This window comes from Alcanivorax sp. (assembly GCF_002726155.1).
In the GTDB taxonomy this organism is placed as follows: domain Bacteria; phylum Pseudomonadota; class Gammaproteobacteria; order Pseudomonadales; family Alcanivoracaceae; genus Alcanivorax.
Genome location: NZ_PBSH01000037.1, coordinates 1 through 19,903, shown reverse-complemented (window position 1 = coordinate 19,903; position 19,903 = coordinate 1). Strand labels below are relative to the sequence as shown.

The 19,903-nt window shown below is 57.6% G+C and carries 20 protein-coding genes; 11 read left to right on the top strand and 9 right to left on the bottom strand.

The genetic code is table 11. The annotated features are described in order from the left end of the window. Positions 1-156 precede the first annotated feature (156 nt). The 4 genes from CL546_RS11320 to CL546_RS11305 form a co-directional block, all read right to left on the bottom strand. Positions 157-1,311 (bottom strand): OmpA family protein, encoded by a 1,155-nt coding sequence (locus CL546_RS11320; RefSeq protein ID WP_290495028.1) that lies wholly within the window; start codon positions 1,309-1,311, stop codon positions 157-159. A 243-nt stretch (positions 1,312-1,554) separates the two neighbouring features. Beyond that, positions 1,555-2,349 carry a GGDEF domain-containing protein gene (locus CL546_RS11315; RefSeq protein WP_290495027.1) on the bottom strand — a complete coding sequence of 265 codons (795 nt, stop codon included), beginning with the start codon at positions 2,347-2,349 and terminating at the stop codon, positions 1,555-1,557. Positions 2,350-2,436: 87 nt separating this feature from the next. Next, complete coding sequence (locus CL546_RS11310) at positions 2,437-2,961, bottom strand: chalcone isomerase family protein (protein WP_290495025.1); 525 nt, start codon at positions 2,959-2,961, stop codon at positions 2,437-2,439. Further along, positions 2,940-3,494, bottom strand: coding sequence for a nuclear transport factor 2 family protein (locus CL546_RS11305; RefSeq protein ID WP_290495023.1), 555 nt, complete (start codon positions 3,492-3,494; stop codon positions 2,940-2,942). The genes CL546_RS11310 and CL546_RS11305 overlap by 22 nt, the downstream gene beginning before the upstream one ends. Positions 3,495-3,634: 140 nt before the next feature. Between CL546_RS11305 and CL546_RS11300 the strand changes: the two genes are divergently transcribed. Genes CL546_RS11300 through CL546_RS11285 form a run of 4 tightly spaced genes read left to right on the top strand, consistent with a single transcriptional unit; the run spans position 3,635 to position 7,260 of the window. Then, complete coding sequence (locus CL546_RS11300; protein ID WP_290495021.1) at positions 3,635-4,171, top strand: DUF2878 domain-containing protein; 537 nt, start codon at positions 3,635-3,637, stop codon at positions 4,169-4,171. After that, positions 4,164-4,937, top strand: coding sequence for a DUF1295 domain-containing protein (locus tag CL546_RS11295; RefSeq protein WP_290495019.1), 774 nt, complete (start codon positions 4,164-4,166; stop codon positions 4,935-4,937). Before CL546_RS11300 ends, CL546_RS11295 begins: the two co-directional genes overlap by 8 nt. Beyond that, positions 4,934-5,950, top strand: a complete 1,017-nt coding sequence (locus CL546_RS11290) for an SAM-dependent methyltransferase (protein ID WP_290495017.1) — start codon at positions 4,934-4,936, stop codon at positions 5,948-5,950. The genes CL546_RS11295 and CL546_RS11290 overlap by 4 nt, the downstream gene beginning before the upstream one ends. Before the next feature lie 47 nt (positions 5,951-5,997). Then, positions 5,998-7,260 (top strand): sensor histidine kinase, encoded by a 1,263-nt coding sequence (locus CL546_RS11285; RefSeq protein ID WP_290495015.1) that lies wholly within the window; start codon positions 5,998-6,000, stop codon positions 7,258-7,260. Positions 7,261-7,274: 14 nt separating this feature from the next. Here the strand turns inward: CL546_RS11285 and CL546_RS11280 are convergent, their stop codons facing one another. From CL546_RS11280 to CL546_RS11270, 3 genes are all read right to left on the bottom strand, one after another. Then, positions 7,275-8,120 carry a GAF domain-containing protein gene (locus CL546_RS11280; protein WP_290495013.1) on the bottom strand — a complete coding sequence of 282 codons (846 nt, stop codon included), beginning with the start codon at positions 8,118-8,120 and terminating at the stop codon, positions 7,275-7,277. Between the two features lie 67 nt (positions 8,121-8,187). Then, complete coding sequence (locus tag CL546_RS11275) at positions 8,188-8,886, bottom strand: response regulator transcription factor (protein WP_290495011.1); 699 nt, start codon at positions 8,884-8,886, stop codon at positions 8,188-8,190. Between the two features lie 159 nt (positions 8,887-9,045). Continuing rightward, entirely contained in the window at positions 9,046-10,038 is a 993-nt protein-coding gene (locus CL546_RS11270; protein ID WP_290495010.1) for a GlxA family transcriptional regulator, read from the bottom strand. Positions 10,039-10,131: 93 nt separating this feature from the next. Between CL546_RS11270 and CL546_RS11265 the strand changes: the two genes are divergently transcribed. Together CL546_RS11265 and CL546_RS11260 are read left to right on the top strand one after the other, a co-directional pair. Further along, positions 10,132-11,919 (top strand): acyl-CoA dehydrogenase, encoded by a 1,788-nt coding sequence (locus CL546_RS11265; RefSeq protein ID WP_290495008.1) that lies wholly within the window; start codon positions 10,132-10,134, stop codon positions 11,917-11,919. A gap of 328 nt (positions 11,920-12,247) precedes the next feature. Beyond that, positions 12,248-13,297, top strand: a complete 1,050-nt coding sequence (locus tag CL546_RS11260) for a porin (protein WP_290495006.1) — start codon at positions 12,248-12,250, stop codon at positions 13,295-13,297. 126 nt (positions 13,298-13,423) lie between these two features. Here CL546_RS11260 and fabB read toward each other — a convergent pair whose 3' ends face one another. After that, positions 13,424-14,638 (bottom strand): beta-ketoacyl-ACP synthase I, encoded by a 1,215-nt coding sequence (fabB, locus tag CL546_RS11255; protein ID WP_290495004.1) that lies wholly within the window; start codon positions 14,636-14,638, stop codon positions 13,424-13,426. 9 nt (positions 14,639-14,647) lie between these two features. Then, on the bottom strand, positions 14,648-15,175 hold the full coding sequence (fabA, locus tag CL546_RS11250; RefSeq protein ID WP_039926983.1) for a 3-hydroxyacyl-[acyl-carrier-protein] dehydratase FabA: 528 nt from the start codon (positions 15,173-15,175) through the stop codon (positions 14,648-14,650). Between the two features lie 382 nt (positions 15,176-15,557). Between fabA and CL546_RS11245 the strand changes: the two genes are divergently transcribed. The 5 genes from CL546_RS11245 to CL546_RS11225 all read left to right on the top strand — a co-directional run. Next, entirely contained in the window at positions 15,558-17,528 is a 1,971-nt protein-coding gene (locus CL546_RS11245; protein ID WP_290495002.1) for a heme lyase CcmF/NrfE family subunit, read from the top strand. Next, the gene (locus CL546_RS11240) at positions 17,518-18,075 is read left to right on the top strand and encodes a DsbE family thiol:disulfide interchange protein (RefSeq protein WP_290495001.1); all 558 of its coding nucleotides are present in this window, start codon (positions 17,518-17,520) and stop codon (positions 18,073-18,075) included. The genes CL546_RS11245 and CL546_RS11240 overlap by 11 nt, the downstream gene beginning before the upstream one ends. Next, positions 18,075-18,512, top strand: a complete 438-nt coding sequence (locus tag CL546_RS11235; RefSeq protein WP_290494999.1) for a cytochrome c-type biogenesis protein — start codon at positions 18,075-18,077, stop codon at positions 18,510-18,512. The genes CL546_RS11240 and CL546_RS11235 overlap by 1 nt, the downstream gene beginning before the upstream one ends. Then, the gene (locus CL546_RS11230) at positions 18,509-19,534 is read left to right on the top strand and encodes a tetratricopeptide repeat protein (protein ID WP_290494997.1); all 1,026 of its coding nucleotides are present in this window, start codon (positions 18,509-18,511) and stop codon (positions 19,532-19,534) included. Before CL546_RS11235 ends, CL546_RS11230 begins: the two co-directional genes overlap by 4 nt. Before the next feature lie 285 nt (positions 19,535-19,819). Then, a partial coding sequence (locus CL546_RS11225) for a nucleoside monophosphate kinase (RefSeq protein WP_272997887.1) occupies positions 19,820-19,903 on the top strand: 84 nt, incomplete at its 3' end.

The following is a 19,903-nucleotide window of genomic DNA, read 5'->3' as shown; positions in this document are numbered from 1 at the left end:
GTGGGGTGGGGCGACCGGTTAGCGGCTTCGTTCCCACAACGCGCATGCCTGCCGCTTTTGTAGCGTGTTGCATGCCTGCGTGAACCGTGTTGGGGCCGCAGCGCGGCACAAAAAAAGGGCCGGTAAAACCGGCCCTTTTTCAGTCAGCGTGATTCCTTACTGGAATTGCGCTTCCTTGGTGGTGGCTTTCATGATGGTTTCCACGCGACGGTTTTCTGCGCGGCCTTCGCTGGTCTTGTTGTCAGCGATTGGCTTCTCTTCGCCGTAACCTACGGTGGTGATGCGGTCCGCGCTTACGTTGAAGTGATCAACAAGTACGGTCTTCACAGCATCTGCACGCTGCTGGGACAGTTTCTTGTTGTAAGCCGCAGAACCGGTGCTGTCGGTGTGACCTTCCAGAACCAGGTTGGCGGACGGGTACTGACGCATACCTTCGGCCAGGTTTTCCAGTGACGGGTAAGAGGTCTGACGGACTTCGGCTTTATCGTGGCCGAATTCAACGTACAGGGTCTCTTTTACGTCCTTGTCCAGGTACTTCTGACAACCTTTGTCGTCAACCAGTGCTCCGGCCGGGGTGTTGGGACATTCGTCCATGCTGTTGACGATGCTGTCGTTATCGTCGTCCAGCTCACAACCGGTCGCATCCACTTGAGCGCCTGCCGGGGTGTTGGCGCACTGATCACGCTCGTCTGGTACACCATCGCCGTCGCTGTCGGTGACTACATTTTCAACCGGCGCCGGCTCTTCTTTCTCGCTGGAACCGCCAATGATGAAGTTCAGGCCTGCATAGACTTCTGCATCCCAGCGTTCGGTGCGGAAGCTATAGTAAGGACGAGCGCCCACGTCCAAGAGGAAATGCGGGTGCAGCATGGTCTGGAAACCGGTTTCCAGAGTACCGATGGTTTCTTTGAAATCGTTGGAGCTGTCGCTGTTCGGCTCTGTGCGGAACTCACCAGCACCGATGCCCACGTAGGGTTCGAATGCGGAGTTGCCGGCAAAGTGTTTGCGGATGGCGCCGTGAGCAATGTTGATGTCCGCGTCGCCAAGCAGATCGGTGTTGGAGTTGTTACGCTCCCACCAACCTTGAACAGACCAGTCACGATTGAAACGGTAACCCATTTGGGCACCGGGAAGGGTCACTTGGTTTTCGCTGGTGTTTTGGTCAATGTGGTCGCCCACATCCAGCCAGTTTTCGCTGATGTGCCCACCGAAGTAGAAATACTGTTCGGGGATGTCGTCAGCAATGACAGTGGTGGTCGCGGTCACGGATGCGCAAGCAATGCTCGCCGCTAAAAAGCGTTTAGCGTTCATAAGCTCCTTCCTTGTCTTATTAAGTAGGCAGATCAAACACGGTGTCAGTGTTGGCTAGCCTGTCTCCTATGTAAATCCTCACTACAGAGATTAATAAAAAAATTTACAAATATGGAATTTATTTGGTAGCAGGAAGACACTTTTTTGTAATGTTGTAGTGTGAAAGTATTAACGGGTTGAGAGTTAATGGGCCCTTAATACTAGGGCGGGCTTCGGCAGGGCACCTCCCCGGTTGATGGCTGTTCAGGAGAGTGCCGGTGGCGGCGTTTTTTCACGTCCTTCGTTGCGATTCTGGTAAAGCGCGTAGTCCGCTTCGTTAAGTAGCGGGTTGAGGCTGCGCCCGCTGTTCTCTGTGCTGGCGACCCCGATACGGGCGCATACGGTAACCGCTTCCTCGGGCTGTGTGGCGGTGCCCGGGCTGGAAAGCTTGAGATTGCCAGCCAGGGCCTTCAGGCCTTCCCCCATGCGCGCGGCATCATCAAAGTTGGTGTGGGGAAGCACCAGCAGGAACTGGGCCCCATCAAACCGCCCAAAAAGATCACTTTCCCGGATTTTTTCACGAATGCAGTCGGCAAACAGGCGAAGCGCTTTTTCCCCGGTGTGGCGGCCATAGCTATCCAGCAGCTGGGTAAAATCCTCGATTTCAATGAGCAGGATAGAAACGGTGTAATTGTGTCGCTGGCTGAGGGCCAGCTCCCGTTCCAGCATGCCCAGCAAATGGGGGCGGTTGAACAGGCCGGTGAGGTGATCCTCGCGGGCCAGTTGTTGCAGCTGATGGTTGTACCGATCCAGTGCGATCAATCGGCAGCTGAACAGATAAAGTGGCGGGGCCACCAGTAACAAAGGGAGCAGGGCGGCAAGAACCAGGGGAGATAGCCAGTCGCGTTCACCGACCAGCATGATGGCGATGCTGGTAAGCACGAGCGAGACAAGAACGGCGCTCAAGGTGATGACGGCGGTGCCTTTCAGGGCAGAACGGCGGTCGCTACGACTGACCAGTCTGGCGGACGTCGCTACCACATGAAAAAGCTTGGCCATGCTTGGTAATCCCCAATAAACGTGCTGATTATTATGCCTCTCAGTATCACGTTTGCGTGCATGCCGTGCAATAGCAGGCAGGGGAGGTCATTGATTCAGCAGGTTTTCCTTCAGTGATTGGGAATAGGGCGTTTCGCCAAACCAGATACGCAGGTAGTAGCGGGCAAACGTGGCGCCTGTCTCGCTGGCAAGGGGCTGATTATTCAGGGCCAGGGTTAGGTCGTCTTCGCGGTAAGTCAGGGTGTAGGCGTCGCCATCGCTGATGTCTTGATAATGGCTGTTGAATGCCTGGAAACGCTCCTGGTACTGGTCGAATGCCGTTGCCTGCAGGTTTTTTTCCAGAAAGTTCAGCGCGGCTTTGGCAAAGGCATCGCCAGGAACGTCGCGAAAATAACGGAAGGTCAGCCGCAACGGCGGTGACTGCAGGTCGTCGGTCTGGCAGTCGTGCCGAGACAGGGTGGCTTCACCCACAGTGATGAAGCGCAGGGCTTTCACGTCGCTGCGGGTGCAAACCTGCCAGGCTTGGTCGCTAGCGTTGGCGTAGCCGGGTGCGGCAATGGCCGCAGCAGCCAGTAGCAGCGCGGCCGGGATTAGTCGTGCTCTCTTAGCCATCGTGTCATCGGTCCTATTACGGGCAAATGCTGGTCCACGCCTTGGCTGCTGTCCCAGAAATCCTGTTGGAAAACGACTTGCCCCTGCGCGTTGAAGCGCAGCTGGCTGATGCCAATGGTGCGAGACAGGCGTTCGCTGCCGAGCAGGCTGAAGCGTGCCTCCATGACCCAGCGCAGATACACATCGCTACCGTCTTTGATGATGTGGTTGACGGTCAGGGACATGCTGTTCAGCCCTTCGGCGGTGGTTTGTAAATGCTCTGCCAGCTGGTCGCGCGCGGTCAGCGTGACCAGGGTGTCGTTGAAATACAGGGGATCAGCATAAAGGGTGTCGATTTGTGCAGGGATGGTGCTGGCATCCAGTGGGTTGAAGAACGCAATAAAGCGATCAATTGTCGCCGAATCAACCGGGTGACCGGTGGGGGCAGACGTGAGCGCCTGTTGATACCGGTCGGTATATCCGTAAGGGCCTTTGGGGGCACTGCTGCAGGCAGTTAATAGCAGCGTCAGCAGCAGTGACAACGATAATGTCATGGGAGCATTCATAAGCTGACTTTGGCGCGGGGGTGGTGAATCGGTTGTGAAGCTGGAAACGCTGAAGTCAGGGTGGGCTGGCAACAGGCGTTGCGGCACGATTCACAGCGCTTTGACGAGGGATACCGCAATGTAAGGCGATGAAACTTCATGCACGCGCCGTCATTGTTAACGTCATTTCGTTCCAGTTGCTCTGGGCGGCTGCGGTGTTGGGGGCGGCGCAGGATGTAAGTGTACTGGCCTGGGGCGTGCTGGGCGTCATGGTTGTTGCGCAAGTCGCGCTGACACGCCAGTGGCGCCAGGACCTGTTGTTGATTGCCGCCGGTGGCTTACTGTGTGTGTTGATGGAGCCGTTGTGGTTGCGGCCGGAGGTGTTGCAGTACCGCAACTGGGAACAACACTGGTGGGCGCCACATTGGGTATGGACGTTGTGGCTGGGCTTTGCGGTGAGTTTTCGTTATAGCTTGAACTGGCTGTGTGGCCGGCCGGTACTGGCGGCTTTGTTAGGCGCCTTGGGAGGCGTCTTTTCCGTGACCATGGGCATTCGCCTGGGGGCGGCGACTGCACCGCAAGGCTGGCTATTGCTGGCAATGGTTTACGGTGTCAGTTGGGCGATAGCGGTACCGTTGCTGGCGCAGGTGGCGACGATTACAAAACAGGGAACCAAACATGCCTGAAATCCATTACTTGCTGCTTATCGCCTTGCTGATTGTGGCCACCGTACTGTGGCTGCAACAACGCCAGACCCGCAACGCCGGTTGGGTGGATGTGTTTTGGGCCTGGTCGGTGGGCATTGTTGGCATGAGTTTTCTGGTGACCGGAAACGGAGCCCTGGTTCCCCGTGTGGCGGCAGGCGTGCTGTTATTGTTGTGGTCATTACGTTTGGGCAGCCATATTTTTCAGCGAGTTAGCCAGGAAAGCGCGGAGGACGGCCGCTACGCCGCCATGCGCGAGGCGCTGGGCAGCAAGGCGCAGCCGGTGTTTCTGGTGTTTTACTGGGGGCAGGCGCTACTGGCCTGGGGTTTTGCTCTGACTTTCTGGGTAGTGGCCGAGCAGGATCAGTTTGCGCCCTCCCTTGTGCTGCTGGGCGTGGCGATCGGATTGCTGGCCATCGCCGGTGAAGCGCTGGCAGACAAACAATTGGCCGATTTCAAAAAGCGCCCGGACAGCAAGGGCAAAACCTGCCGTGAAGGGTTCTGGCGCTACAGTCGCCATCCCAACTATTTCTGCGAGTGGTTGCACTGGGTCAGTTACCCCGTCATGGCCATTGGCGCGCCGCACGCGGGGTGGTTGTGGGTATTGCCCCTGGCCATGTTCGTGTTCCTGTGGTTCGTCACGGGTATTCCTTATACCGAAAAGCAGGCGCTCAAATCCCGCGGCGATGACTACCGTGATTATCAGCGCACAACCAGTGCGTTCTTTCCCTGGAGACCCAAATCATGATGATTCAAATGGCGGAATCCGGGCTGTTGCCCGACGGATTGGTGCGTTTTGGTATTCGCCGCCTGCTGGGGCAGCGTCTGGAACAGGAAAAACAACGCAGTAACCGCCAGACGTTCGAAGAGGCCTTGCGCCAGGGGCCTGTTGCGGTGGGTCAGGATGAGGCCAATGAACAGCACTATGAAGTCGATGCCCGCTTCTATGAGCAGGTGCTGGGCCCCTATCTGAAATATTCCAGCGGCTATTGGCCGAATGCCTCAAGCACCCTGGAAGACGCAGAACGAACCATGCTGGCCATGACCTGTGAGCGGGCAGAGCTGGAAGATGGCCAGGACGTGCTGGAAATGGGCTGTGGCTGGGGATCGCTGACATTGTGGATGGCGCAGCAGTACCCCAACAGCCGGATTACCGCGATTTCCAATTCGTCGTCCCAACGGGCCTTTATTCTTGGCCGTGCCGCTGAGCGAGGGCTGAACAATGTGGATGTGATCACTGCGGATGCTTCTGTGTATCAACCGCAGCAGCCCTATGATCGGGTGGTGTCGGTGGAAATGTTCGAGCACATGCGCAATCACAAAACCCTGATGTCGCGTATTCATGATTGGTTGAAGCCGGGTGGCAAACTTTTCATTCATGTGTTCTGCCATCGTGATCTGACCTATCTGTTCGAAACCGAAGGCAGCAAGGACTGGATGGCCAAGTACTTCTTTACCGGTGGCATGATGCCAGCCTATGACTGGCTGCCTCATTGTGCTGGTGATCTTCAGGAGGAGCAGCGCTGGGCAGTGAATGGTACCCACTATGGCCGCACTCTGGAGGCCTGGCTGGTGCTGGCCGATGAAAAACAGGCCGCGCTGACTCGGCTGTTGGACGACCGTTACGGTAAAGGCCAGGGGAAGGTGTGGCTGCAACGCTGGCGTATGTTTTTCATGGCGTGTGCGGAGCTGTTTAATTATGGTGGGGGCGAAGAGTGGTTCGTTGCGCACTACCGTTTCGCCAAGCCTGTGGCGAATTGAGCGCTGTTTTCGCGGGCCATGATGAATAGCCATAAAACGAGCAAGGCATGAAAAAAACCGGCGTTCAGCACCGTCTTACCCGCGTCTATCTGGTTCAATTACTGTTGATCAGCCTGGCCACTGTGCTGGGCGTGTGGGCAACCGCGAACATTATTGAGCATGTGCTGGTCAAGCAAGCACTGATCAAGGAAGCCGATCACTATTGGTCGTTGGTGGAGGAAAACCCCACCCAGCCGCGTCCCAATACCCGCCATCTGCTTGGCCTGTTGAGCAGTGATGCGGTGCAGGATTCGGTTCCTGACGTGCTGGCGGATTTACCCGATGGTTATCAGCGTGTGGATCTGGCCGGTGAGCGGCCCATTGTCTATATCGAGCATCGCGACGGCGCTCGGTTGTATCTGATTTTTGATGAAAAACGGGTGTCGGTGCTGGCGTTCCTGTTTGGCATCCTGCCGTTAACCGGTGTGCTGTTGGTGATCTATATCACCTCGTTTCTCGGTTGGAAAAAGTCCCGCGATTTATTGTCCCCACTTGTGCAGCTTTCTGATGCGTTGCGGCATACCCCGGTGAATGACCCCAGTGTGGCCCGCCCGGACCTGAGTGACATTGCTGCGGATTCGGGTAGTGAAGTGGCGGTATTGGTGGCGGCGTTGGATGGCTATGCCGACCGGCTAGTGTCATTTGTGGAACGTGAACGTCAATTTACCCGCGATGCCAGCCATGAATTACGCACGCCACTGGCGGTGTTTCGCGCCAATCTGGAATTACTGGTGACACAGGTGGGTGACCGCCCTCTGATTCGGCGCATGGATGACACCGTTGATGACATGGAAGCGACCCTGGAAACATTGCTGATGCTGGCGCGCACGGAGCAACACAGCCAGCAGAGTGAGGATGTGATCGTCAACGATCTGGCGGTGAACCTGATTGAACGCCTGAATCCGCTGGCCGAGCGTAAGCAAATTCGCTTGCAGGTCCGGCAGACGGCGCTGCTGAGTGTGAACTGTCCGGAGGCGGCGCTCACCATTGTGTTGACGAATCTGGTCCGCAATGCCATCAACTACAGTGGTTCTGGGGATGTCACCATCGTGGTGATGGAGAAGGCGGTGCAGGTGGTGGATTATGGCGCGGGCATGGATGCGGATGAACTGGCCCGGGTACTGCAACCCTTTGAGCGGGGCGCTACCCAGGAAGGCGGTCATGGTCTGGGGTTGGCCATTGTGCAACGCCTGTGCGAACGCTATGACTGGCAGCTGATGGTGGCCAGTGAACCGGGCAAGGGCACCGAAGTTCGGGTGCAGTTTAGTTAACGGTCTGAAAACGTCTAGCCCGCAGCAAGCGGGGAAGGATCAATGCGCACCAGTAATTGCTTGGCGTTCAGGGCGTCGCGAATACGATGGATCACGCGCCGGGCTTTTTCTTCGTTGGTGTCAGCCAGAAGAATACCAAAACGGTTTTTGCCCAGATGGGCGATGCTGTCTTGCTCGCGCAGCAGCGCTGCCAGGGAGTCGGCGATGATCATGCTGTCGCTGTCCTCTGGCGCTTGCAGGTAGAGCGTTGATGATTCCATGCCGAAATCCCGGCTGTGCTGTCGCTCCTGTGCCTTGATGTCCGCCCAGCCTTGTTCCCCGGGTAGGCCGGTATCGGCACAGCGGTCCGGGTGTTCCACAAAAATGCTGACCCTCTGCTGTTGCGCTTCCTGCAGGGCATTACTGAGCAGAAAACCGATCAGGCGGGCTTCGTGTTGCAAAGCGGGCAGGGCCTGCTCCAGTGACGCATCCTGTGGCTCCGGGTCCAGCGCGCAGAGGGTGCCAAAAAGCCGGTTGTCCCTGTCCACAAGTGGCAACCCGATGTAGGCGCCAATAGTCAGGTCACTATTGATGGGGGCATTGTTGTAACTGGGAGTGCGCTGAGCATCGGTGGCAATACAGGGGGCACCTTGTTCCACCATTCGGATACAGTAGCTTTTTTGCCATTGCAGGCGGTTGCCTTGCACCAGCCCATAGTGATCGTCCCGTGCACGTAATATCACCATTTCGTCGTCGCGCAGGCGGGTGATCATCCACAGGGCCATGCCGAAACGGTGTTGCAGTTCAGCAAGGTGGGCGTCCAGTAATTCCTGGCAGGAAGAATAGCTGGCTAACGGTGTGTCAGTTTGGTCGGCTGGCATAAATAGGGAAAATGGCTTTTTCCCTATTCTCAGCCGGGTTCCTATCAATGTGCAAGGGGGCAGCGCCTTACTGTGCGGTTTCCGGTGCTGCCTGAATGCTGAAGCCGACACCGGGCAAGGTGTTGAGCAATGCATGCTCGAAAGGTTTGTCCACGGCTTTGCGCAAATTATACAGGTGGCTGCGCAAGGCATCGGAGTCGGGTACCAGGTCGCCCCACAGTTCGTGTTCCAGTTGTTCCCGACTGACGACCTTGGGGGATTCGCGCATCAGAATGCGCAGAATGCGAAAGGCGGTGGGGGACAGTTTTAACAACTGGCCGTCACGGCGTACCTCTTGGCGGGCCGGGTCCAGTTCCAGATCGGCAATCTGCAGTGTGTTGGCGGTGACTTCCTTGCGTTGGCGGCGCACCAGTGCTGTGACGCGGGCGGAGAGTTCCGGCAGGGCGAAGGGCTTGACGATATAGTCGTCGCCACCGCGATCAAAGCCTTCCAGTTTGTCTTCCAGCTGATCCCGCGCGGTCATGAATACCACCGGCATATCCAGCGCCAGTTCCTTGCGCAGATACTGGCAAAAGCTGTAGCCGTCTTCGCCGGGAAGCATGACGTCCAGAAGCATCAGATCGTAGTGATGTTCCTGAACCAGCTCCCGTGCCAGCCTTGTGTTGCCGGCATAGTCCACACTGGCGCCTTCCTGCTCCAGGTATTCCAGTACGGTCTGGGCCAGTTGGCGATGGTCTTCTACCAGTAGAATGGACAGATTCTTCACAGGGCTCTCCTTGTATGACTGTGGTCATCTTCAGCGCTGTTGCGTCAAGGTTCCGTCAAGAATCTTCACGTTTGTCGCTTGTTCCACTGTCAGTGGTTTCTTGCGGTTACGCAATCAACCAAGCGACAAACGGCTGAATCCAGTGTGTTGAATAATGTTCTAGTCGTTCAGCGCGCCGGTGCGGGCGAAGCGCTGTCGATAGTGGCTGGGGGACAGGCCGGTATGCCGTTTGAATAACCGGGAAAAACTGCTGACATCCTGGTAGCCCACTTGCTCGGAGAGTTTAGCCAGGTTGTTGGTGCCCCGTTCCAGCATTTTTCGGGCAGCCTCAATGCGCACTCGTTGCAGGTACTGCAATGGTGGTTCGCCCAGTGTGGTGGTGAAGCGGCGCTGTAACTGGCGCGGACTCAAATGCACGCGTTCCGCCAATTGCCCCAGGCTGGTATTTTCCTTGTAGTGCTCGTGAATCCAGCCCTGAATGGCCTGCACCTGATCGTCTTGATGATAGGTATGTGCCGGCAGCCCGGCGTAAATGCTTTGCAGATCGTTACGCACATCGATGACAAATGCCCGGGCCAGTTCCCGGGCCAGATCAGCACCGCAGAAACGCTCTACCAACAGGATCGTCAGGTCACGCCAGGCGGTGCCGCCACCGGCACAGAAAATGTTGCCGTCGCGGGTAATCAATTCCCGTTCATTCAGTTTCACCTGCGGGTAGCGATGGCGAAATTCCTGGCTAAAGCCCCAGTGGGTGGTGGCCGTTTTATCATCCAGTAAACCGGCTTCAGCTAACAGGAAAGCGCCGGTACAGTTACTGGCCAGATCGGCGCCGCCTTGATGCAGAAAACGCAGCCAGGGCAGGGCATCCTGTTCCTGGGCGAGCACGGTTTCAATTTTTCCGCCAATGGTCGGCACCACCACCAGATCGGCCTGATCCATCTGCTCCAGGGAACAATCCACTGCCATGCGGATGCCGTTGGTGCAGCGCACCGGGTTGCCGCCGCGGGACACAATCTGAACTTTGAACTGCTGGTCCAGGGGTTGCCCGTGGATACGGTTCCAGGTCACCCCGGTCAGATTGAGGAGATCTACTACCCCGGTGAGGGCAGAGGCAAAAACGCCGTCGAAGGCTAATACTGCTACCGTGAACATATGTCGTGTTCCACCATGAATTAGTCATAGGCGACAATGCCAGACACAGCATAACGATGGCAAGCTGTTGTCCAAAATAACCGGAGCGCTATTGTGAGTGATGTGATTCTCGACCGCCGTGACTTGAGCTTTCAGCTTTTTGAGGTGCTGGACACCGACAGCCTGTTCGCCCGCCCGCGTTTTGAAGATCACAGTCGCGAGACCATTGAAGCGGCTCTTGATACCGCAGAAAAACTGGCACGGGAAAAGTTCGCCAACCACAACGCGCTGTCCGATAAGGAAGAGCCCACCTTTGTGGATGGCAAAGTGGTGATGCGTCCGGAAGTGAAAGAGGCTTTTGATGCCTACATCAACGCCGGTTTTCTGTCGTCGCGGGCCAGCTTTGAAGAAGGCGGCATGCAGTTGCCGGAAATCGCTGCGGCGGCGTGCAAAGGCATGTTCACCTGCGTTAACCCCAGCTCCACCGGCTACGCTTTCCTGACAGCGGCGGCGGCCAACGTGATCCGCAACTTCGGTAGTGACACCCTGAAAACCCGGTTCCTGGAACCAATGATGGCAGGGCGTTTCACCGGGACCATGGCCCTGACCGAGCCCCATGCCGGCTCCTCCCTTACCGATATCCGCACCCGTGCAGTGCCACAGGATGACGGTAGCTACCGTCTCAAGGGCAACAAGATTTTTATTTCCGGCGGTGAAAATGAGCTGGCGGATAACATCGTGCATCTGGTGTTGGCAAAGATTCCCGGTGGCCCGGAAGGGGTGAAAGGGATTTCCCTGTTTGTAGTGCCCAAATATCGCCTTGATGAAGCTGGCAACCCGGATGCCCGCAACGATGTGATTCTGGCAGGCCTGATTCACAAGCTGGGCTACCGTGGCACCACCAGTACCGCCCTGACGTTCGGTGATGGTGATGATTGTCATGGCTACCTGGTCGGTGAGCCCCACCAGGGTTTGCGTTACATGTTCCAGATGATGAACGAAGCCCGTGTAGGTGTAGGGTTTGGTGCGGGTTTGCTGGGCTATCGGGGTTACCGTTTTTCACTGGATTATGCCCGTGACCGGGTTCAGGGCCGCCACCCGGACGATGCCGATTTTTCCAAGCCTCAGGTGCCGATTATTGAGCATGCTGATGTGAAACGGCTGCTGCTCACCCAGAAAGCCTATGCAGAAGCGGCGATTGCCATGAGCCTGTATGGCTACCGTCTGGTTGATGATATCGAGACTGGGGATGAGGTGGCATCAGAAGAGGCTGCGCTGTTACTCGATCTTCTGACCCCGGTACTGAAAACCTGGCCTTCAGAATTTGGTTTGAAGGCCAATGATATGGCCATTCAGGTCTTCGGTGGGGCGGGGTATACCCGTGAATATCCGGTGGAACAGGTGTGGCGTGATAACCGCCTTAACCCCATCCATGAAGGTACGACGGGGGTGCATGGGCTGGATTTGCTGGGCCGTAAAGTGTGGATGGACAACGGCAAGGGCATGATGTTGCTGGCCAGTCGTATCGTGGCCGATGTGCAGGCCACCACGGATGAGCGCTGCAAGCCCATGGCCGAGGCGTTACAGGCCATGCTGCCGAACATTGAAAAGGCCACCCAGGCGGTGGGCAAGCAAATGGCCAGTGCGGGTCCGCGTGCGGCATTATCCAATGCCAACGCCTACTTGCAGTTGCTGGGGCATACGGTGGCCGCGTGGATGTGGTTACGCCAGGCCAATGCGGCGGTGGCGCTGAGCAATCCTGACGATGCGATTTTTGCCAAAGGAAAATTGCAGGCTGCACGTTATTTCTTCCGCTGGGAGTTGCCCCGGGTGGAATGGGACGCGCAACAGCTGATTAATGGCGACGATACCTTTATTGAGATGGATCCAGGCTGGTTCTGATTATGTGCTGATCACGGCTTTGCCGTGGTCACTTGGCCAACCGAGTGTGCCTATCGTCATCAGGCTCGGGACCTGCCTTTGGCAGGAGATGCTATGACGGTATTTTTGAGCCCCCGCCAGGGGGCTTTTTTTTTGCCGTTCTGTAGCTGCGATACCATTCACGCAACATGCCGCCTGCCTCAGGCTTATCCCGCGTTTCTCGGCCCTTGCCCTTCGCTGTCTGCGCTTGAGAGGCTTCTCCTTGTTGGTGCAATAAAACAGTCATATAGTCGTCATGATCTTGCGAACGACACTGATTTTGCGAACACACATTGAACGGGGAATAAACGTGAAAAAGACTTTGCTTGCGGCCTCTGTTGCCACGGCCATGCTGCCTGTGGGGGCCATGGCGGCGCCGACCTTTTACGGCAAACTGAATTTGAGCGTGGATAAAACCAGTGATTATCCCGATACCGCGTTGGTGTTTAGCCAGGATGACCTGTCCGATGCCTGGTTTGTGTCCAGCAACAACTCCCGGTTGGGAGTGAAAGGTGAAGAGCCGTTGTATAACGACAGCCTGTCGGTGATCTATCAGATGGAAGTGGGCTACGACGCGGACGGTGATAGCAGTGCGACCTTTTCCACACGGAACAGTTTTCTTGGTCTGGGCACCCAGGTGGGCAAGATTTTTGCCGGCCGCTATGACAGCGTGGTGAAACTGGCCGAAGGAAAAATTGACCAGTTCAACGATACCGTGGCGGATATGGATACCGTGTTCCTCGGTCAGCGCCGCAATAGCAACAGCCTGAACTGGGAAAGCATGGATCTGGGCGGCATTGTGGTGCGGGCGCAGGTGGCACCGGGGGAAGACGAGACGGTGGGCAGTGCCCCCAACACGAAAACCAAGGATGGCCTTACCGATACCTGGGGCTTGTCTGCCACCTACAAGCAAGATGTGCTTTATGCGGCTCTGGCGTATGAAAGCAGTTACACCGAAGTGGCCGTTGGTCCGGCCACAGTGGGCGGTGATCTGGACACTCTGCGCGGCTCTTTTGGCCTGAATGTGAGCAACAGCGTTGCGGTAGGCGCCATCGTGGAGCGCAGTAAACTGGACCCCTATGGTGGTTCGGACGGCGACTTGATGTCGTACCTGCTGAGCGGCAAGTTTGGTGTCTCTGAACGTGTGGCCCTGAAGGCGCAGGCGGGCATGCTCGATAGCAGCGATCTGGATCTGGATGTGGCCACGCTGACGCTGGGTGCTGACTACAAGCTGGGTGATTTCACTACCGCATACGGGCTGGTGTCCGCCTCAGACACGGATTTTGATCCGGCGGGAACCACCGAGGATGTGAACGAATCCGGCATGGCGTTTTCCGTGGGGATGATCCACAAATTCTGATTCGGCGCCTGTCCCACTGGGAGCTGAAAACCACAAAAAAGCCCGGCTACGGTAAGTGCCGGGCTTTTTTGGTGAGGGCCGAATAACGCTTTTGGCATCGTCAGCCATTACTGCACAAGGTCGAATTCAGCCTTCCCATTTACGCAGCACCAGGCTGGCGTTGGTCCCGCCGAAACCGAAGCTGTTGCTCAGCACGGTGGTCGGGCCGCTGTCTTTGCCCTTCACCAGTACAGGCATGCCTTCGGCTTTTTCATCCAGTGTTTCGATATTGGCACTGATGGCAGTGAAGTCATTCTGCATCATCAACATGCAGTAAATCGCTTCCTGTACCCCGGCCGCGCCCAGGCTATGGCCGGACAGGCTTTTGGTAGAGCCAATCGACGGGCACTGATCGCCAAACACTTCGCGGATGGCTTTCAGTTCTGCTACGTCCCCCACCGGCGTACTGGTGCCGTGGGCGTTAATGTAATCCACCGAGCCTTCTACTGTCGCCAGCGCCTGGCGCATGCAGCGCGCTGCGCCTTCACCATTGGGAGCCACCATGTCGTGGCCGTCGCTGGTGGCGCCGTAACCGAGCACTTCGGCGTAGATGGTCGCGCCACGGGCCTTGGCGTGTTCCAGTTCTTCCACCACCACCATGCCGCCGCCGCCGGCAATCACGAAACCGTCGCGGGTTGCGTCGTAGGCGCGTGAGGCTTTTTCCGGTGTGTCGTTATACTTGCTGGACAGGGCGCCCATGCCATCGAACAGGCAGCTGAGCGTCCAGTGCTCTTCTTCGCCGCCACCGGCAAAGACCACATCCTGTTTGCCCAGTTGAATCTGTTCCACGGCGTTACCGATACAGTGAGCGCTGGTGGCGCAGGCGGAGGCGATGGAGTAGTTCACCCCTTTGATCTTGAACGGCGTCGCCAGGCATGCCGATACGGTGGACGCCATGACCCGGGGCACCATGTAGGGGCCAACTCGTTTCACGCCCCGGTTGCGGGCAATGTCGGCGGCTTCCACCTGGTTAAGGGAAGAGTGGCCACCGGAGCCGGCAATCAAACCGGTGCGTTCATTGCTGACCTGTTCGTCGTTGAGACCGGATTGGGCAATGGCATTTTGCATGGCCACGTAGGCGTAGGCAGCCGCGTCGCCCATAAAGCGGCGTGGCTTGCGGTCAATGAAATCGTCCAGCTGGATAGTGGGTGTGCCTGCTACCTGGCTGCGCATGCCGATTTCCTGGTATTCCTCTTTAAAGCGAATACCGGAGCGGCCTTCCCGCAATGAACGGGTGACGCTGTCTGTGTCGTTGCCCAGACAGGAGACAATGCCCATCCCGGTGATTACTACGCGGCGCATGAGTCGCTCCTAAAAACCGTCGGTAGAAGTGAACAGGCCAACTTTCAGATCGTCGGCCTGGTAGATGTCTTTCCCGTCCACGGACACGGTGGCGTCGGCCAGACCGAGCACCAGTTTGCGGGAAATGACCCGTTTCAGGTCGATTCGGTAAGTCAGTTTCTTGGCAGTGGGCAGCACCTGGCCGGAAAACTTCACATTGCCCACGCCCAGAGCGCGCCCACGGCCCGGGTTGCCCACCCAGCCCAGGAAAAAGCCCAGCAATTGCCAGGTGGCATCCAGGCCCAGGCAGCCCGGCATCACCGGGTCACTTTCGAAGTGGCAATCAAAGAACCAGAGGTCCGGCCGGATATCCAGCTCGGCAACGATTTCGCCTTTGCCGTATTTGCCGCCCTGTTCGCTGATATGGGTGATGCGGTCCATCATCAGCATGTTGGGTAAAGGCAGTCGCGCATTGCCGGGGCCAAACAGCTCACCGTGCGCACAGGCGAGAAGGTCCTCGCGAGAATAGGAAGATTTCTGTGTTGTCGTAGTGCTCAAAGTCTTACTCCATGCAGGCCAGGGCGGCGCATTTTGAGTATATGGATTATTTGTGACGTTTTATCTTCAGCGCGGTGACACCCTGTCATGTAAGCGCTGATAGTAGCAAAGCGAAGTGAGAGCATACGAATAGCAACCGTCTCAAAATATGTCTTGGCGCCGTTTTACCGAAAATGACCGATGAACGGAGTCAAATGACCGCGGTCTATCTTCTTGTACCACTCAGGGGGTCTTTTCATTGCGGCACCGCCACGGACTTGCAATTGCCGGACCATCTACCGATGCTATGCGCGCCGGATCGCGCCAAATAGCCGCGTCCGGTCGCCCCTTGACCAGTCAAAATCGCAAGTCGTGTATCTAGTCGTATAAGTAAGGAGCTCTCGTGGCGGTAGAAATCGGGCATCTTTCCCTGTGGTTGGCACTGGCTGCTGCCCTGTGTCTATCAGTTTTTCCCCTGATTGGCGTTTATCGCAACCTGTCTGCCTGGCAGTGGTATGCCCGCCCGCTGGCCTGGATACAGTGGTTGGCCATGACCGTCGCCATCGTCGCGCTGGGCTATTCCTTCTATATCAATGATTTTTCCGTGGCCTATGTGGCCGGGCACAGTAACTCTGCGTTGCCGCTGGAGTACCGTCTGTCTGCTATCTGGGGCGGCCACGAAGGGTCCCTGCTGTTGTGGGGCTGGATGCTGTCCGGCTGGGCGGCCATGGTTGGGTTGCTGAGCCGCAGCGTGCCATTGCCGATGGTGGCGCGGGTGCTGGCTGTCATGGGCATGATTTCCGTGGGCTTCATGTTGTTCATGCTGCTCACCTCCAATCCCTTTGACCGTAACCTGCCCTGGTTCCCGCTGGATGGCGCCGACCTGAACCCGTTGCTGCAAGACCCCGGGCTGATTATTCACCCGCCCATGCTTTATATGGGCTATGTCGGTTTCTCCGTGGCGTTCGCGTTTGCGGTGGCAGGGTTGTTGATGGGCAACCTGGACCCGGCCTGGGCCCGCTGGGCGCGGCCGTGGACCACGGTGGCGTGGAGCTTTCTGACCGTGGGGATCGCCCTGGGCTCCTGGTGGGCCTACTACGAACTCGGCTGGGGTGGCTGGTGGTTCTGGGATCCGGTGGAAAACGCCTCCCTGATGCCATGGCTGGCGGGCACCGCCCTGATTCACTCCCTGGCAGTGAGCGAAAAGCGCAACATGTTCCGCGCGTGGACGGTGTTGCTGGCGATCATTACCTTCTCGCTAAGTTTGCTGGGGACTTTCCTGGTGCGCTCCGGGGTGCTGACGTCAGTCCACGCCTTTGCCAATGACCCGGCCCGAGGGGCCTTTATCCTCGGTTTCCTGATTGTGGTCGCCGGTGGCGCATTGGTCCTGTTTGGTCTGCGGGCGTCGGCGTTGCGCAGCAATACCGGATTCAAGCCGGTATCGAGGGAAGCTTTTTTGCTGGGTAACAACCTGATTCTGCTTACGGCCACCTCTGTGGTGTTGATGGGCACATTGTTTCCGCTGATCGGCGAAGCACTGGACATGAAAATTTCCATCCGCAGCCCTTATTTCAATGGCTTCTTTGTGCCGTTGGCCTTTGTGCTGATTTTGCTGATGGTGCCGGGCATGTTCAGTAACTGGAAACGTCAGGACGGAAACTCCCTGTTAAAGCGCATGGCGCTGTTGGCACCGGCCGCAATCATTGCCGGCTGGTTCGGTGCTCGCCTGCCGGACCCCAGCCCCTGGCAGGGCGTTTTGGCGATTATGCTGGCGCTGTTCCTGGTGTTTGCCCATGTGGACGATGTGGTTCGCCGAGCCCGTGCCTACAAGCAAGGTTTTGTCACCGGGCTGGGCAAACTGGGCCGCGGCTACTGGGGCATGGTGTTGGCCCATTGCGGCCTGGCGGTATTGATTGCCGGTATTACCCTGGTCAGCTTCCACGAAGTGGAGCGTGACATTCGCATGGCGCCGGGGGATACCGCCAAACTGGGGGACTACACCTTTGTGTTCGACAGCCTGGATGAATACCGCGGCCCTAACTTCGATTCCACCCGTGGTCATTTCCATGTGAGCCATGACGGTGACCCGGTGGCGGTGATGCACCCGGAAAAACGCACCTATCACGCCAGCCGTCAGGTCATGACCGAGGCGGCGATTGATGCCGGTTTCTGGCGCGACCTTTATGTGGCCCTGGGTGAACCGCTGGATAAAAGCAATGCCTGGGCAGTACGCATTTACTTCAAGCCTGGGATTCGCTGGATCTGGCTGGGCGCGTTGATCATGGCTCTTGGTGGCGCCCTGGCGCTGACGGACAAACGTTATCGCCGCAACCGTTTTGCGACCAACGACGCAGGAGCTGCCAATGAAAGCTAATTCACCCTGGGTGTTTCTGCCCCTGGTCGGCTTTGTGCTGCTGGCGGTGCTGTTGGCCAGTGGTCTGGGCCGTGATCCGCAGGAGCTGCCGTCTGCGCTGGTGGGTAAACCGGTGCCGTCATTTTCCCTGCCGTCCTTGCTGACCGAAGAAACCTATACCGAGGATTCCCTGAAAGGACGCTGGCAGTTACTGAATGTGTGGGCCACCTGGTGCCCGACCTGCCATGTGGAGCACCCGTACCTGCTGGAACTGGCGGCACGCGGTGTGGCCATTTCCGGGTTGAACTACAAGGACGAATTGCCGGCCGCCCGTGAGTACCTGGCCAATCTGGGCAATCCCTTCACCCATGTGATTGTGGATGCCGACGGACAACTGGGGCTGGATCTGGGGGTCTATGGGGCCCCGGAAACCTTTTTGATTAACCCGGCCGGTGAGATCGTGTTACGCCACGCGGGGGACTTGAACGCCCGCGTCTGGGAAGAAAAGTTTGTTCCTTTATTGCCCACACAGGCGCCAGCGCCGGGGCAGGGTGAGGGAGAAGAATAATGCTGCGTATTGTGTTGCTGCTGATGCTGGCCATGCCGGCTTTTGCAGCCATTGATGTTTATCAGTTCGATAATGAACAACAGGAACAACGCTTTCGAATCCTCTCTGAGGAATTGCGTTGCCCGAAATGCCAGAACCAGAGCATCGCGGATTCCGATGCCGGCATTGCCCAGGATATGCGAACGCGAGTGCATACCATGATCCTGGAAGGCAAAAGCGATGAAGACATCGTCGACTACTTTGTGTCCCGTTACGGTGATTTTGTCAGCTATCGTCCGCCAGTGAATGCCGGTACATCCATTCTGTGGCTGGGGCCTATTTTGCTGTTGCTGGGGGGCGCTGTACTGATCGTCATTTTGCTGCGTAACGCCAGCCGCAAAGCGGCAGCAGACGATGAGGCATCCCAGGATAAAGAACCGGAAGAGGGCACGAAATGATGTTGTGGGTAATGGCGCTGGTTCTGTTGCTGTTGATGGCCGCGGTGCTGTGGGTGATGTGGCGCCGTGAAGGGCGCAAGGCCGGCAAGAATATGCAGGGGGCGCTCGGTATTCCGTTGGTCATGGTGGTTCTGGCTGGCGCCGGTTACGGGCTGATCGGCCTTAACGAACACACCGCCACCTGGTTGGAGCACCAGCAGGAATACGGTGATGTGGCCCGGAAGATTATTGCTGGCCAGCCGCCGGAGAAAGCCGCCTCGGAAGTGCCCGCCGGAGCCCTGGTGCGGGTGCTGCAGTCCGAACTCTCCCAGACGCCCTCTGCCGTGGGCTGGTATGCCCTGGGGGCTCTGTACGATCAACTGGGCGCGCCGGCTCAGACCGAAGAAGCGGCTCGCAAGGCCTTGCAGCTGAACCCGGATGATGCCGCCATGCACCTGTTGCTGGCACGCGCCTTGATCGAAAAGAACGAAGCACGGCTGACCGACCCGGCGCTGGAGGAAATCCGCTGGGTGCTGGACCGCGAACCGAATCACGATGGCGCCTGGATGCTGCTCGCCATGTCCGCAGACCGGGCCGGGCGTTATGCGCTGTCAGAGCAGGCCTGGGCGTCGCTGTTGTCGCGGCACAGCGAAGGCGAAACCGCAGAGCTGTTGCAGCGCGGTCTGGATCGGGCTCGGGAACAGAAGCAGCGGGAAGGCGTTTTTGCCAACCTTGCGGCTACGGTCAACGGTGAAGGCCTGCCGGCTGGCGGCACCTTGTTTGTGTTTCTGCGCAAGGCCGGAAGTGCCGGCCAGCCGCTGGCGGCGCAGCGCAAAGTGGTCACGCATTTCCCCATCACCGTGTCACTGACAGCGGCTAACTGGCTGCAGGGCTATCCGGACGAGCAGGCGGACCTGGTCATGGGTGCCCGCTATACGCCAGCGCCGGGTGCCTCGGTGGATCAGGCGGCGATTACCGCCGTACCAGTTTCGTTACAACTTCCCCAGGTGCAGCCTGCAGCCCTTAATTTGTCCCGCCAATAGGGGCTTGCCGCCCCGGGTTGCGACCTAGGTCGCAACCCCTATCTCTTGTGATGAAGGGGGCCTCAAGGTAAAGTTGCACCCCTTCGGAGGCTGGGTTCCTCTGATTTGTACACCCATACGCTTGGAAATTACGCCAGTTTACGCTGTCTGCGGCGGGCATTGTGCCCTCTCGTGGGGTGAGCGTGGGCCGTATCCAGAGCCTTAAGGCATCTGGCCGTGGCGATGGGGGTGAATAAATCAGAGGTACTTTTTGCCTCTTCTGACGACAGTAAGATGGAGAATCCTATGCGTGTCATCCTGCTTGGTGCCCCCGGTGCGGGCAAGGGCACCCAGGCGCAGTTCATCAAGGAACAGTTCAATATTCCTCAG

Coding starts and splice junctions, on each gene's coding strand:
- CL546_RS11270 (WP_290495010.1), bottom strand. CDS start 10,038: ATGTTCACGGTAGCAGTATTAGCCTTCGACGGCGTTTTTGCCTCTGCC.
- CL546_RS11280 (WP_290495013.1), bottom strand. CDS start 8,120: ATGCCAGCCGACCAAACTGACACACCGTTAGCCAGCTATTCTTCCTGC.
- CL546_RS11315 (WP_290495027.1), bottom strand. CDS start 2,349: ATGGCCAAGCTTTTTCATGTGGTAGCGACGTCCGCCAGACTGGTCAGT.
- CL546_RS11310 (WP_290495025.1), bottom strand. CDS start 2,961: ATGGCTAAGAGAGCACGACTAATCCCGGCCGCGCTGCTACTGGCTGCT.
- CL546_RS11235 (WP_290494999.1), top strand. CDS start 18,075: ATGCTGCGTATTGTGTTGCTGCTGATGCTGGCCATGCCGGCTTTTGCA.
- fabB (WP_290495004.1), bottom strand. CDS start 14,638: ATGCGCCGCGTAGTAATCACCGGGATGGGCATTGTCTCCTGTCTGGGC.
- CL546_RS11240 (WP_290495001.1), top strand. CDS start 17,518: ATGAAAGCTAATTCACCCTGGGTGTTTCTGCCCCTGGTCGGCTTTGTG.
- CL546_RS11290 (WP_290495017.1), top strand. CDS start 4,934: ATGATGATTCAAATGGCGGAATCCGGGCTGTTGCCCGACGGATTGGTG.
- CL546_RS11300 (WP_290495021.1), top strand. CDS start 3,635: ATGAAACTTCATGCACGCGCCGTCATTGTTAACGTCATTTCGTTCCAG.
- CL546_RS11295 (WP_290495019.1), top strand. CDS start 4,164: ATGCCTGAAATCCATTACTTGCTGCTTATCGCCTTGCTGATTGTGGCC.
- CL546_RS11285 (WP_290495015.1), top strand. CDS start 5,998: ATGAAAAAAACCGGCGTTCAGCACCGTCTTACCCGCGTCTATCTGGTT.
- CL546_RS11230 (WP_290494997.1), top strand. CDS start 18,509: ATGATGTTGTGGGTAATGGCGCTGGTTCTGTTGCTGTTGATGGCCGCG.
- CL546_RS11320 (WP_290495028.1), bottom strand. CDS start 1,311: ATGAACGCTAAACGCTTTTTAGCGGCGAGCATTGCTTGCGCATCCGTG.
- CL546_RS11305 (WP_290495023.1), bottom strand. CDS start 3,494: ATGACATTATCGTTGTCACTGCTGCTGACGCTGCTATTAACTGCCTGC.